This window comes from Streptomyces sp. NBC_00683 (genome assembly GCF_036226745.1).
Classification (GTDB): domain Bacteria; phylum Actinomycetota; class Actinomycetes; order Streptomycetales; family Streptomycetaceae; genus Streptomyces.
On the sequence record NZ_CP109013.1, the window covers coordinates 7,322,972 to 7,338,230 of the forward strand.

Here is a 15,259-nt window from a genome sequence, read left to right on the forward strand (position 1 = left end):
CGGTCTCAGCCCCCGAGCTCCTCGTCTATCAGCGCGAAGATGGTGTCGGCCGTGGCGGTCTCCAGATCCCGGCCGTCGGCCCCGTCCGGTCGCCGTTCTCCGCCCTGGATCCGCGCGAGCATGACCTCCAACCGTGAGCGGACCGTCGTCCGCTCGCCGGCCGTCAACCCGGTCTCCCCGGCCGTCAGTTCGGCGAGTCCGGCCTCCATCCGCGCCAACTCGTCCAGCAGCGTCTCGGCCGGTGTCCTGTCCTGCGGCACGAGCTCGTCCAGCAGACGCTTGGCCAGCGCGGCCGGAGTCGGGTGGTCGAAGACGAGTGTGGCCGGCAGCCTCAGCCCGGCCGCGCCGTTGAGCAGGTTGCGCAGTTCGACTGCGGTGAGTGAGTCGAACCCAAGATCCTTGAACGGCCGGTCAGCCCCGATCGCGTCGGGCGAGGCGTGCCCGAGCACTACGGCCGAGGAGGCGACCACCAGGTCGAGCAGCACCGAGTCCCGCTGAGAGGCGGGCATCCCGGCGAGCCGGTCCCCGAGCGACGGCCCCGCCTGAGCGGCCGTGCTGACGGCGCGCCGCACCGGGCGGCGCAGGAGCCCGCGCACCAGCGGAGGGATCTCGGCGTCGGTGGAAGGCGGGGAGGCGAGATCGAGATTGATGGGCACCAGATGTGCGGTGGGGTGTGTCAGGGCTGCGTCGAAGAGGGCGAGGCCTTGGGTGGTGGACAGGGTGGTGCCGGCGGTGGTCGCGCGGGCCCGGTCAGTGTGGGCGAGTGCGCCGGTCATGGTGCTGGTCTGTTCCCACATGCCCCAGGCGAGGGAGAGGCCGGGGAGGCCTTGCGTGCGGCGGTGGGTGGCGAGGGCGTCGAGGTAGGCGTTGGCGGCGGAGTAGTTGGCCTGGCCGGGAGTGCCGAAGGTTGCCGATGCCGAGGAGTAGAGGACGAACATGGCGAGGTCGGTGTCGCGGGTCAGTTCGTCGAGGTTCGTGGCGGCGGTGGCCTTGGCGCGTAGGACGGTTTCCAGGCGTTCTTGGGTGAGGGCGGTGAAGATGCCGTCGTCGAGGACTCCGGCGGCGTGGACGACGCCGGTCAGGGAAGCCTCGGTGGGGATGTCGGCGAGGACGGCTGCGAGGGCGTCGCGGTCGGCGGCGTCGCAGGCCACGATCCGTGTCTGGGCGCCGAGTTCGGTGAGTTCGGTGGTGAGGTCTGCGGCGCCGGGGGCGTCGGGGCCCTGGCGGGAGAGCAGGAGGAGGTGCCGGATGCCGTGTTGGGTGGCGAGGTGGCGGGCCAGTAGCCCGCCGAGGGTGCCGGTGCCTCCGGTGATCAGTACGGTGCCGTCCGGGTTCGGGCGGGCGGGGAGGGTCAGGACGTTCTTACCGATGTGCTTGGCCTGTGCCATGTGGCGCCAGGCGGTGACCGCTTGGCGTACGTCCCACACGGTCAGCGGCAGGGGTTCGAGCACGCCTTGTTCGAAGAGGGCGACGACCTCGCCAAGGATCTGGCCCATGCGTTCGGTGCCTGCGTCGGTGAGGTCGAACGCGAAGTACGGGACGTCGAGGTTGTGGCGGACGTCAGCCTTGCCCATCTCGACGAATCGGCCGCCCGGTGCGAGCAGGCGTAGTGAGGCGTCTACGAACTCGCCTGCGAGGGAGTTGAGGACGACGTCGATGCCCTGGTCGCCGGTCGCGGTGCGGATGCGTTCCTCGAAGTCGAGGTCGCGGGAGGAGGCGATCCTTGAGGGGTCGACTCCGTTGGCGGTGACGGTGGGCCATTTGGCGGGGCTGGCGGTGGCGTACACCTCCAGTCCCCAGTGCCGGGCCAGCTGCAGCGCGGCCATGCCGACGCCGCCGGCGGCAGCGTGGATCAGTACCGACTCACCGGACCTGACCTCGGCCAGGTCGTGCAGCCCGTACCAGGCGGTCGCGAACACCAGCGGTACTGCTGCCGCCTGCGCCCACGACCAGCCTTGGGGCACCCGGACCAGCAGGCGGCGGTCGGTGACGGCCTGGGCGGCGAACCCGCCGTCGAAGAACCCGAACACCCGGTCCCCGACGGCGAGGTCGTTGATACCGGGGCCGGTTTCCAGTACGACGCCCGCTGCTTCGGAACCCATCGTGCCGGGCTCGGGGTACATTCCCAGGCCGAGGAGTACGTCGCGGAAGTTCACGCCTGCCGCGCGGACTTCGATCCGTACCTGCCCGTTTTCCAGCGGCAGCGTGTCGGCCGTTTCGATGTGGAGAGACTCCAGCGTGCCGTCGGTCCCGGGCAGCAGGTGCCAGTCGTGGTCCGGCAGCACCAGCCCACCGCCCCCGGCCCGGGTCAGGCGGGGTACCAGCAGTGCACCGCCGCGGATAGCTACCTGCGGCTCGTCGACACCTGCCAGCAGTGCCAGATCCAGTTGTTGTTCGGTAGTCGGGTCGGTGTCGATCAGCACGATCCGGTCTGGGTGCTCCGACTGTGCCGAGCGCACCAGACCCCACACCGCCGCACCCACAGGGTCCACGACCGCACCGGAACCAGCAGACATGGCACCGTGGGTCACCACTGCCAGGCGTGTGTGGTCGGGTCGTTCCTCGCTCAGCCACTCCTGCACATCGTGCAGGACCTCGCCGAGCACCTGCTCCACCGGACCGTCGCCGGCCGCCAGCACCGTCCACGCAGGAGCCTCCGACGGCTCGCCGGAAGCAGCAGCATCCGGCGACACTTCGACCCACTCCACTGCGAACAGCGCGTCATCGCCACGTCCGGCAGTCGACAACTGCTCCGCCGACACCGCCCGCGACACCAGCGAACGGACGACGGCGACCGGCGCGCCGGTACCGTCGGCGGCTTGAACGGTGACGCTCTCATCCTCGGGACGGATCGCCACCCGCAGGGTGGTCGCCCCGACCGCGAACAGCTCCACACCCGACCACGCGAACGGCAGCCGCGGCCCGTCGGTCTCGGTTCCGTTGCTGAGGATGAGGCCGGAGGGGTGGAGTGCGGCGTCGAGCAGGGCGGGATGGATACCGAACCCGTCCGCCGGCTCTGCGATGGTGACCTCGGCGTAGACGCCGGATGCGTCGCGCCAGGCCGCCTGAACACCCTGGAACGCCGGGCCGTAGCCGAAGCCCACCCCGGCCAGCGCCTCGTAGAACCCGTCGACGTCCACCGCGTCCGCACCCTGAGGCGGCCACACGCTCAGGCCGAAGTCAGGGTGCGGGCCCGTCTGTTCTGCCAGCGAACCGGACGCGTGCAGCGTCCACTCGTCCGTGCCCTCGGCGCGGCCGTGGATGTGGACCGGCCGGTCGCCCGACGGGTCCGGGCTTTCGACCCGAATCTGGACCTGGAGGGCGCCGCTCTCCGGCAGTACCAGAGGTGCCCGCAGGACCAGTTCCCTGAGCAGACCGCAGTCCACTTCTTGACCAGCGCGCAGTGCCATCTCCACCAGTGCGGTGCCGGGGACCACGATGCGGTCCAGCACGACGTGGTCGGCCAGCCATGGCTGGGCGTCCACCGACAGGCGGCCGGTCAGGAGCACGCCGTCTGCGTCGGCCAACGCCACCACGGAGCCCAGCAGCGCGTGCCCGGCGTCCTCGATGCCGAGCGCACCTGCATCCCCGCCGAACACGCCCGGCTGCGGCCAGAACCGCTCCCGCTGGAACGCATACGTCGGCAGGTCGACCACGCGGCCGCCCCAGCCGGAGAACACGGCTGTCCAGTCGACGTCGGTGCCGGTGGCCCACAGGCGGCTGATCGCGGTGAGTGCGGTGTCGGTCTCGTCGCGGTCCTTGCGCAGGACGGGGACGAACTCGGCGTCGGCAGCGGTGTCCTGGGCCATGCCCGACAGGACGCCGTCGGGGCCGAGTTCCACGTACCGCGTCACGCCCATGGCTTCGAGGGCGGTGACACCGTCGGCGAAACGTACCGGTTGCCGCACCTGCCGCAGCCAGTAGTCCGGCTCCTGCATCAGTCCGGGTTCGGCGATCGCGCCCGTCAGGTTCGAGACGACCGGAATCTCGGCCGGGTGGAAGGTCAACCCGTCCAAGACGTCGGCGAACTCCTTCAACATCGGTTCCATCAGGGCGGAGTGGAACGCGTGCGACACCAGCAGGACGTTGAACCTGCGGTCTTGGTCAGCGCATTCGGCGGCGTAGCGGTTGATCGCGTCGAGGTCACCCGACAGCACCACGGAGTTGGGCCCGTTGACGGCGGCGATGTCGAGGCCGGAGTCGGCGACGTGGGCTTCGGTGGCCTGTACGGCGAGCATGCCGCCACCCTCGGGCAGCGCCTGCATCAGTCGGCCCCGCTCCGCCACCAGCACGCAGGCGTCGTCCAGGTCGAGGATCCCCGCGACATGCGCGGCGGTGATCTCACCCAGCGAGTGGCCGAGCAGCACGTCGGGGGTGACGCCCCACGATTCGACGAGCCGGAACAGGGCGACCTCGAGGGCGAACAAGCCGGCCTGCGCCCACATGGTGCGGTCGAGGTCGGTGCCGTCGGTGAGGACGTCGCGCAGCGGGCGTTCCAGCCGGACGTCGAGGCGGGCGCAGATCGCGTCGAAGGCTTCGGCGAACAGCGGGAACGCGGCATACAGTTCCAGCCCCATGGCGGGGCGCTGCGAGCCCTGCCCGGTGAACAGGAACGCGGTCCGGCCCTCTCGGGCGGTACCGGTGGCGAGTGTCGTGTCCTTGGTCAGCACCGCGCGGTGCTCCAGCGTGGCACGGGTGGTCGCGAGCGACCAGGCCACGTCGGCGGTGCCCAGTTGAGGTCGGTCGGCGACGAACGACCGCAGGCGTTCGATCTGGGCCTGCAGTGCGGGCTCGGACTTCGCCGAGATCATCCACGGCACCAGTCCTGGTGCCTGCCGTGTCGGAACAATCGGCTGGGGTTCCGGGGCGGGGGCCTGTTCGAGGATGACGTGTGCGTTGGTGCCGCTGATGCCGAAGGAGGAGACCGCAGCGCGGCGGGGCCGGTCGTCGGTCTCGGGCCAGGGGCGTGCTTCGGTGAGGAGTTCCACCGCGCCGGCCGACCAGTCGACCTGGGGGGTGGGCTGGTCGACGTGGAGGGTTGCGGGCATGAGGCCGTGGCGCATGGCCATGATCATTTTGATGATGCCGGCGACGCCGGCGGCGGCCTGGGTGTGGCCGATGTTCGACTTGATCGAGCCGAGCCAGAGGGGTTCGTGGTTGTCGCCCCGCGTTTGGCCGTAGGTGGCCAGGAGTGCCTGGGCCTCGATCGGGTCGCCGAGCCGTGTTCCCGTCCCATGGGCTTCGACGAGGTCGATGTCGGCCCCTGTGAGGTGGGCGTTGGTGAGGGCTTGGTGGATGACGCGTCGCTGGGACGGGCCGTTGGGTGCGGTGAGGCCGTTGCTCGCGCCGTCCTGGTTGACCGCGCTGCCCCGCATCACGGCGAGGACGTGGTGGCCGTTGCGCTTGGCGTCCGACAGCCGCTCGACCAGCAGCAGGCCGACGCCTTCGGCCCAGCCGGTTCCGTCGGCCGCCGACGCGAAGGATTTGCAGCGGCCGTCGGAGGCGAGGCCGTCCTGGCGGTCGAACTCGGCGAACGCGCCTGGGGTGACCATGACGGTGACGCCACCGGCGAGCGCCAGGTCGCATTCGCCGGTGCGCAGTGCCTGTGCGGCCAGGTGCAGGGCCACGAGGGAGGACGAGCACGCGGTGTCCACCGTCATTGCCGGGCCTTCGAGGCCGAAGACGTAGGCGAGGCGGCCGGAGATCACACTGTTCGCGGTGCCGGTCAGCAGGTGTCCTTCGGCGCCGGCGACACCGGTGCTGCCGTATCCGGAGGGGGAGGCGCCCGCGAATACTCCGACGCTGTGGCCCTTCAGAGACCGGGGGTTCATGCCGGCTGATTCGAGGGTCTCCCAGGCGGCTTCCAGGAGCAGGCGCTGCTGGGGGTCCATGGCGAGGGCTTCTCGGGGGCTGATGCCGAAGAGGGCGGCGTCGAATTCGTCGGCGTCGTGGACGAATCCGCCGAGTGCGGCGGTTGCGTCGACCAGGCCGGTGGGCCAGCCCCGGTCGTCGGGGAACGGAGTGATCCCGTCCGATCCGGTGGCGACGAGGTCCCACAACTGTTCCGGCGACGTCACACCGCCGGGGTAGCGGCAGGCCATGCCCACGATCGCCACCGGCTCGTCGCTTCCGGTGGTGAGCACGGGCCGGGACATGTCGGGCTGTGCTGCGGACCCGTCAAAGAACTGTGACAGCAGGTGGTCGCTGAGAACGGTCGGGCTGGGATGGTCGAAGACCAGGGTCGCGGGCAGAGACAGTCCGGTGTCCGCGGTCAGCAGGTTGCGCAGCTCGACCGCCATGAGCGAGTCGAAGCCCAGGTCCCGGAACGCCCTGCCGGGCTCGACCGCATCCGCGCCCGCGTGTCCCAGTACCGTGGCGGCCCGGTCGCGCACCAGATCCAGCAGGATCCGGGCCCGTTCCACGTGAGGTGCGTCCAACAGCCGCTGCAGCAAACCCGGTTCGGCGCCACCGCTCGATGTGGTCCTGAGTGCGTCGGCTGCTTCGGGGAGGTCGGAGAGCAGGGTGCTGGGGCGGGAGGAGGTGAAGGCCGGGGTGAACACCGTCCAGTCCATGTCGGCGACGGTCACGCACGATTCCTGGCCGTCCACCGCTGCCGCCAGGGCCCGGACCGCCAGGACCGGATCCATCGGCAGCAGCCCACGCCGACGCAGTACCTGTTCGGTCTCTCCCTGGACCGCCATCCCTGCCCCGGCCCACGGGCCCCAGGCTACCGACGTTCCCGGAAGCCCACTGTCGTGGCGGTACTGCACCCAGGCGTCGAGGAAGGCGTTGCCTGCTGCGTAGGCGGCCTGGCCGCCGCTGCCCCATGTGGCGGCGATGGAGGAGAACACCACGAACAAGTCCAGCGGTAGGTCCCGCGTCAGCTCGTCCAGGTGCTTGGTTCCTTCTACCTTGGCCCGCAGAACGGAGGCGAATGCTTCGGGGGTGGCTTCCTCGAGCCGTTGGGGGAGGTCGAGTCCGGCTGTGTGCACGATGCCGGTGAGGGGCCACTTTTCCGGGGCACTGGCGATCACTGTGGCAAGGGCGTCGCGGTCGGCCACGTCGCAGGCGGCGACCGTGACCTGTGCGCCCAGCCCGGACAATTCCTCGGCCAGGCCTTCAGGTGCGACGCCCGCACGGCTGGTCAGCACCAGGTGCGGCACCCCCCGGCCTGCCAGCCACCGCGCCACCTCCGCGCCCAATGCGCCCGTGCCACCGGTGACCAGGACGGTTCCCGAGGGCTGCCATCCCTCGCCGACCACAGCCGCAGGCACCGCACGTGCCAGGCGGCGGCCGTACACACCGGACCCACGTACCGCGACCTGGTCCTCGCTGCCACCGGCGGCCAGGACACCCACCAGCCGGGCACCGGCCCGGGCGTCCAGGACCTCGGGAAGGTCGACCAGACCGCCCCAGCGTTGCGGGAATTCCAGTGCCGCGACCCGGCCCAGACCCCACACAGCCGCCAGGTCCGGATGGCCGAGCCGGTCCGAACCACCCACGGACACCGCACCACGCGTCAGCACCCACAACGGTGCCGTGACCTCGCTCAGCCCCTGCACCACGGCCAGCGTCTCCGCCCACCCTGACGCGGACAACACCACACCCGCCAGGTCAGGCAGACCCGACACTTCTTCGGCGGGAACACCGACCACGGTCGCGCCCGCGGCCTCCAATGCGGCGGACACCTCCGGGTCCTCGTTGCCGACGACAGCCCACACACCGGTCAGCACCGCCGACGACGACAAGCTGTCCAGCGGCTTCCACGTGACCCGATAGCGCCACGAATCGAGCGTCGAGCGTTCCTGGTGACGCTGTCGCCACGCGGACAGTGCCGGCAACGCCGACTCCAGACCTGCGAGTTCCTCAAGGTCCTCCCGCTCCACCGCGTCCCAGAACGCGGCATCCACCAGTTCGCCGCCACCGCCCGCAGCGGACGTCAGCGATAGCTCCGGCCAGAACCGCTCACGCTGGAACGCATACGTCGGCAGGTCCACGACCCGGCCGCCCCAGCCGGTGAACACGGCGGGCCAGTCGACGTCGACTCCGGACGCCCATAGCTGGCCGATCGCCGTGACCGTGGTGTGGGTCTCGTCGCGGTCCTTGCGCAGGATGGGTATGAACTGGGCGTCGGCGGTGGTGTCCTGGGCCATGGCCGACAGGACGCCGTCGGGGCCGAGTTCTACGTACCGTGTCACGCCCATCGCTTCGAGGGTCGTGACGCCGTCGGCGAACCGGACTGCCTGCCGCACCTGGTTCAGCCAGTACTCGGGCTGCTGCATGACACCGGGGTCGGCGACGGCTCCGGTCAGGTTCGAGACGACCGGAATCTCGGCCGGGTGGAAGGTCAGGCCGGCCAGGACAGTCGCGAAGGCGTCGAGCATCGGTTCCATGAGCGCGGAGTGGAACGCGTGCGACACCGACAGGACGTTGAACCGGCGCCCCTGCTCCGCGCATTGGGCCGCGTACCGTTCGATGCCTTCGGTGGTGCCGGACAGGACTACGGAGTTCGGGCCGTTCACTGCCGCGATGTCCAGACCGGAGTCCGCGACATCGGCTTCGGCGACCTGGACGGCGAGCATGCCGCCGCCCTCGGGCAGCGCCTGCATCAGGCGGCCGCGCTCGGCGACCAGCACGCACGCATCGTCCAGGGACAGAATCCCAGCCACATGAGCCGCGCTGATCTCCCCCAAGGAGTGACCCAGCAGCACGTCCGGGGTCACGCCCCACGACTCGACCAGACGGAACAGCGCGACTTCCAGCGCGAACAAACCCGCCTGCGCCCACGCCGTCCGGTCCAGGTCGACGCCGTCGGTCAGGACGTCACGCAGCGGACGTTCCAGCCGGACGTCGAGGCGGGCGCAGGCCGCGTCGAAGGCTTCGGTGAACACCGGGAACGCTTCGTACAGCCCCAACCCCATGCCCGCACGTTGCGAGCCCTGGCCGGTGAACAGGAACGCGGTCCTGCCCTCTCGGGCGACCCCCGTGGCGAGTGTCGTGTCCCCGGCCAGGACCGCACGATGCTCCAACGCCGCCCGCGTCGTCGCCAGCGACCGGCCCACGTCCACCGGATCCAGCTTCGGCCGATCCGCGGTGAACGACCGCAGCCGTTCGACCTGTGCCCGCAATGCCGGCTCGGACTTCGCCGACACCACCCACGGCACCAGCCCGGGACGCATCACCGACGGCTGCTCAGCCACCGGCTCCCGCTCGACGGACTCCGGAGCCTGCTCCAGGATGACGTGCGCGTTGGTGCCGCTGATACCGAACGAGGACACCGCGGCGCGGCGCGGCCGTTCCGCCTCGGGCCAGGAACGCGCCTCCGCCAGCAACTCCACCGCGCCCGCCGACCAGTCCACCTGAGGCGACGGCTCATCGACATGCAGCGTCGCCGGCAGCACCCCGTGCCGCATCGCCATGACCATCTTGATCAGGCCCGCGACGCCCGCCGCGGACTGCGTGTGCCCGATGTTCGACTTGATCGAGCCGAGCCACAGCGGTTCGCCGCCGTCGCCCCGCTCCCGGCCGTAGGTCGCCAGCAGCGCCTCCGCCTCGATCGGGTCGCCCAGACGCGTCCCCGTCCCGTGCGCCTCGACCACATCCACGTCTGCACCCGTCAGCCGGGCGTTGGCGAGCGCCTGACGGATCACCCGCTGTTGCGACGGGCCGTTCGGCGCCGTCAGGCCGTTGGACGCGCCGTCCTGGTTGATCGCACTGCCCCGCACCACCGCAAGGACCTCGTGGCCGTTGCGCCGCGCGTCCGACAGCCGCTCCACCAGCAGCACACCGACACCCTCGGACCACCCGGTGCCGTCCGCAGCCGCCGCGAACGACTTGCACCGGCCGTCGTCGGCCAGGCCCAGTTGCCGGGAGAACTCCGCGAACGCGGTCGGGGTGGACATCACGGTCGCCCCTCCGACCAGGGCGAGGTCGCACTCCCCTCTCTGCAGGGTCTGGGCAGCCAGGTGCAGGGCCACCAGTGACGACGAGCACGCCGTGTCCACCGTGACCGCCGGGCCCTCCAGCCCGAAGGTGTACGCGATGCGGCCGGACAGGACCGAGGCCGAGTTCCCGGTGCCGCGATGGCCTTCGGTGTCCTGCTCTCCGCTTGCCAGGATGCCGACGTAGTCCTGGCCGCTGGTGCCGACGAACACGCCGGTCCTGCTGCCGTGCACGGCGCGGGGCGAGATTCCGGCGCGCTCGAACACCTCCCAGGACACTTCGAGGAGCAGCCGCTGCTGCGGGTCCATCGCGAAGGCCTCGCGTGGGGAGACCGCGAACAGGCCGTTGTCGAAGTCCGCCGCGCCGGTCACGAAGCCGCCTGCCCAGGAGGCCGCGGCGGACGGCTCGGCCTGCGGCCAGCCCCGGTCGGTGGGGAGGCCGGTCACCGCGTCCACGCCGTCGGCGACAAGCCGCCACAGGTCCTCGGGCGAGGCGACCCGGCCCGGGTACCGGCAGCTCATCGCCACGATGGCGACGGGCTCGTCGCCGGTGACGCCAGCAGGGGCGGCGGGCTCGTCGCCGGAGGGCCGTGTGCCCAGGAGTGTGGTGCGCAGCCGGGCGGCCAGAGCCTGTGGCGTGGGGTGGTCGAAAACCAGGCCCGACGGAAGAGGGAGCCCCGTTTCCGCGGTGAGACGGTTGCGGAGTTCGACCGCGGTGAGAGAGTCGAAGCCGAGATTCTTGAACGGGGCGTCCGCCGCGATGTCGGTGTGGCCCTGGTAGCCCAGGACGGACGCGATGTGGCGCCGGACGACGTCCAGCAGGAACCGGAGTTGCTCGTTCTCCGGCTGGCCGGCCAGCGTCCGCGCGAGGGGGGACGCGTCGCCCGGCTCGGCCGCCGAGGCCGCTTCGAGGACCGGCCGGGCTTCGGGGATGTCGTCGATGAGCGGGCGCGCGCGGCCGACGGTGAAGGCCGGTGCGAACGCCGCCCACTCCACGTCGGCCACCGTCACGCAGGTGTCGTCGGCCCGGAGCGCCTGTCCCAGCGCCGCCACGGCCAGCTCGGGGGCCATCACACGAAGCCCGCGACGACGGAGCAGTGCCGCCATCTCGGGCCCGCCGGCCATCCCGGCGCCGGCCCAGGCGCCCCACGACACCGCCGTGGCCACCACGCCCCGGGACCGCCGCGTGACAGCCAGTGCGTCCAGGAAGGCGTTCGCCGCGGCGTACGCCGACTGGCCGCCGCTTCCCCACACCCCGGCGATCGAGGAGAAGAGCACGAAGAAGTCCAGCGGCGTGTCCTCCAGCACCTCGTCCAGGCACATCGCGCCGCCGACCTTGGCGGCCACGACTCGCGCGAAGTCGTCGACGCCGGCGGTGTCGAGGGGAGTCACATCGCCGGCGCCCGCCGCGTGCACGACCCCGGTCAGCGCCGAACCGGCCGGAACCCGCTCCAGGGCCCGCCGTACGAACTCCCGGTCGGCGACGTCACCGGCCAGCACCGATGCCGTCACACCCAGGTCCGCCAGCTCGGCGACCAGTTCGTCGGCCCCGGGAGCCTCGCGCCCGCGCCGCGACAGGAGGATCAGATGCTCGACCCCGGACCTCGCCAGCCAGCGCGCCACCTCGGTGCCGAGCGCGCCTGTGCCGCCCGTGACGAGAACGGTTCCCCGGCCGCGCCACTCGCCGTCCGGCCCACCCGGAGCGAAGCCGTCGGCGGCGCCGGCCCGCACCAGCCGCCGGGCGTACACACCAGGGCCCCGGACCGCGACCTGGTCCTCGGCGCCCGACGCCAGGGCAGCCACCAGCCGCGAGCCCGCGGCGTCGTCGAGCGTGCCGGGCATGTCGATGAGGCCGCCCCACAGGGCGGGCAGCTCCAGGCCGACCACCCTGCCCAGACCCCACACCTGCGCCTGGCCAGGGTGCTCCAGCCGGTCCGACCGGCCGACACCGACCGCGCCGGAGGTCACCGTCCACAGCGGCGCCGTGATGCCGAGGGCACTCATCGCCTTCACCAGCGCGACCGTCAGCGCGGCCCCCACGGGCAGGACCGTCCCGGGAAGGGGCCGGTCGTCGAGGCCGGTCAGCGAGAGCACTCCGGACGGCCGCACACCGTCGAGGACCTCGTGGACGCGGCCGGCGAGCCGTTCGTGGTCGGTGTCCTCCTCACCGACGGCAAGCTCGACCACCTGTGCGCCGGCGGTGCGCAGCAGGGCGCCGAAGTCAGCGGCCGGTCCGGACGTGACGACGAGCCAGGTTCCGTCGAGCGACCCGCCGGAGGGCAGGTCGAGGGGCTTCCAGACGATCCGGTAGCGCCACGAGTCGAGGGTGGACCGTTCCTGGCGTTGCCGCCACCACGCCGACAGCGCGGGCAGCGCCGACTCCAGACCCGCGAGTACCTCCAGGTCCTCACGCTCGACCGCATCCCAGAAGGCGGTGTCCTCCGCCTGCCCACCGACCGCGTGCGTCACGTCCTTCGGCCAGTACCGCTCGCGCTGGAAGGCGTACGTCGGCAGGTCGACCGCCCGGCCGCCCCAACCGGCGAACATGGCAGTCCAGTTGACGTCGGCGCCGGAGGTCCACAGGCGGCCGGTCGCGATGAGGGCGGTAGCGGTCTCTTCGTGGTCCTTGCGCAGGAGGGGGATGAACTCGGCTTCGGTGGCGGTGTCCTGGGCCATGGCCGACAGCACGCCGTCCGGCCCGAACTCCGCATGGCGTGTCACGCCCATGGCTTCGAGTGCTGCGAGGCCGTCGGCGAAGCGGACCGCCTGCCGCACCTGCCGCAGCCAGTACTCGGGTTCCTGCATCAGCCCGGGTCCGGCGATCGCGCCGGTCAGGTTCGACACGATAGGAATCCGCGCAGGGTTGAACGTCAGGCCGGCCAGGACGGTCGCGAACTCGTCCAACATCGGTTCCATCAGGGCCGAGTGGAACGCATGCGACACCGACAGCACGCTGCACCGCCGGCCGCGCTCGGCGCACTCGGCCGCGTACCGCTCGATGGCTTCGGTGGTGCCGGAGAGGACTACGGAGTTGGGGCCGTTTACGGCGGCGATGTCGAGTCCGGAGTCCGCGACATCGGCCTCGGTCGCCTGCACCGCCAGCATGCCTCCGCCGGTGGGCAGTGCCTGCATCAGCCGGCCGCGTTCGGCGACCAGGGTGCAGGCATCGTCCAGGTCGAGGATGCCCGCGACGTGGGCTGCGGTGATCTCGCCCAGGGAGTGGCCCAGGAGAACGTCGGGGGCGACGCCCCAGGACTCCACCAGCCGGAACAGGGCGACTTCGAGGGCGAAGAGGCTCGCCTGGGCCCACACGGTGTGGTCCAGGTCGGTGCCGTCGGTGAGGACGTCGCGCAGCGGCCGTTGCAGCCGTATGTCGAGCCGTGCGCAGGCCGCGTCGAAGGCTTCCGCGAACACCGGGAACTGTTCGTACAGGCCCAGTCCCATGCCCGCACGCTGTGAGCCCTGGCCGGTGAAGAGGAACGCGGTCCGGCCCTCGACCGCGACACCGGTGGCGAGGGTCGTGTCCCCGGCCAGCACCGCACGGTGTTCCAGCGCGGCCCGGGTGGTGGCCAGCGACCAGCCGACGTCAACGGGATCCAGCTCAGGACGCTCCGCCACGAACTCCCGCAGCCGTTCGATCTGCGGCTGCAACGCGTCCGCCGACTTCGCCGACACCAGCCACGGCACCAGCCCGGGACGTATCACCGACGGCTCGGTTACCGGCTTCGATTCGACGGACTCCGGAGCCTGTTCGAGGATGACGTGGGCGTTGGTGCCACTGATGCCGAACGACGAGACACCCGCACGCCGTGGCCGGTCCGCCGCAGGCCACGGGCGCGGCTCGGTGAGCAGCTCGACCGCACCCGCCGACCAGTCCACATGCTGCGACGGCTCGTCCACGTGCAGCGTCGCGGGCAGCACCTCGTTCTGCATCGCCATGACCATCTTGATCACACCCGCGACACCCGCCGCGGACTGCGTGTGCCCGATGTTCGACTTGACCGACCCCAGCCACAGCGGTTCGCCGCCGTCGCCACGCTCCCGGCCGTAGGTGGCCAGCAGCGCCTGCGCCTCGATCGGGTCGCCCAGCCGCGTCCCCGTCCCGTGGGCCTCGACCACATCGACATCCGCGCCGGTCAGCCGGGCGTTGGCGAGCGCCTGACGGATCACCCGTTGCTGCGACGGGCCGTTCGGCGCCGTCAGGCCGTTGGACGCGCCGTCCTGGTTGATCGCGCTGCCCCGCACCACGGCCAGCACCTGATGCCCGTTGCGCCGGGCGTCGGAGAGCCGCTCCAACAGCACCAGGCCGACGCCTTCGGCCCAGCCGGTCCCGTCGGCCGCGGCGGCGAACGACTTGCAGCGGCCGTCTGCGGCCAGGCCCTGCTCGACGCTGAAGGCCCCGAAGACGTCCGGGGTGGCGATGACGGTGACGCCGCCGGCCAGGGCCAGCGAGCACTCGCCGGCGCGCAGGGCCTGACAGGCCAGGTGCATGGCGACCAGGGACGATGAGCAGGCGGTATCGACGGTGACGGCCGGGCCGACCAGGCCGAACGCGTAGGCGACACGACCGGACAGGACGCTCGTGGCGCCGCCGGCCAGGGTGTACGCCTGCCCGGCGTCGGTCGCCTGCAGGCCCATCCCGTAGCCGGACGGGGCCGCGCCGACGAAGACGCCCGTGCGGCTGTCCTTCAGCCGGGGCGGCAGGATGCCGGCGTGCTCGAACGCCTCCCAGGACGTCTCCAGCAGGAGACGCTGCTGGGGGTCCATGGCCAGGGCCTCGCGCGGGGAGATGCCGAAGAAGCCGGAGTCGAACTGGGCGACGCCGTCGAGGAATCCGCCCGACGCGGCCTCGTCGGCCGTGTCCACACGCCACCCGCGGTCGGCGGGAAACGCGGTGACGGCGTCCGCGCCGGCGTCGATCAGGTCCCAGAGCTCTGCTGGTGACCGGACTCCGCCGGGGTAGCGGCACGCCATGGACACGATCGCGATGGGTTCGCGTGACGCCGCGGTGAGTTCGCGGTTCTCCACCCGGAGCCGCTCCGTCTCCTTCAGAGAAGTACGCAGCGCCTTGACGTAGTCCTCCATGGAGGCGGCGGCCATTTCAAGCTCCTCGATCTGTCTGTCCGTGCGACTCCGGATCGCCGAGAGCGAGCCTGAGCAGGCTCTCGCCGTCCATCGAGTCGATCGAATCCTGGATGTCCGGTTCCGGGTCCGTCCCGTCGTCCGGACTTTGGTCCGCGGCGAGCCGCAGCAGCGGGGCGATGAGGCCGGCGTCGGCCAGGCGGGCCAACGGGATTCCCCGCAGGGCCCGGCGGATC

1 protein-coding gene is annotated in these 15,259 nt (G+C 71.5%); it reads right to left on the reverse strand.

Annotation, left to right across the window (positions count from 1 at the left end):
• Window positions 1-5 precede the first annotated feature (5 nt).
• Window positions 6-15,041, reverse strand: coding sequence for a type I polyketide synthase (locus OG257_RS32595; RefSeq protein WP_329213232.1), 15,036 nt, complete (start codon window positions 15,039-15,041; stop codon window positions 6-8).
• Window positions 15,042-15,259: the final 218 nt, after the last annotated feature.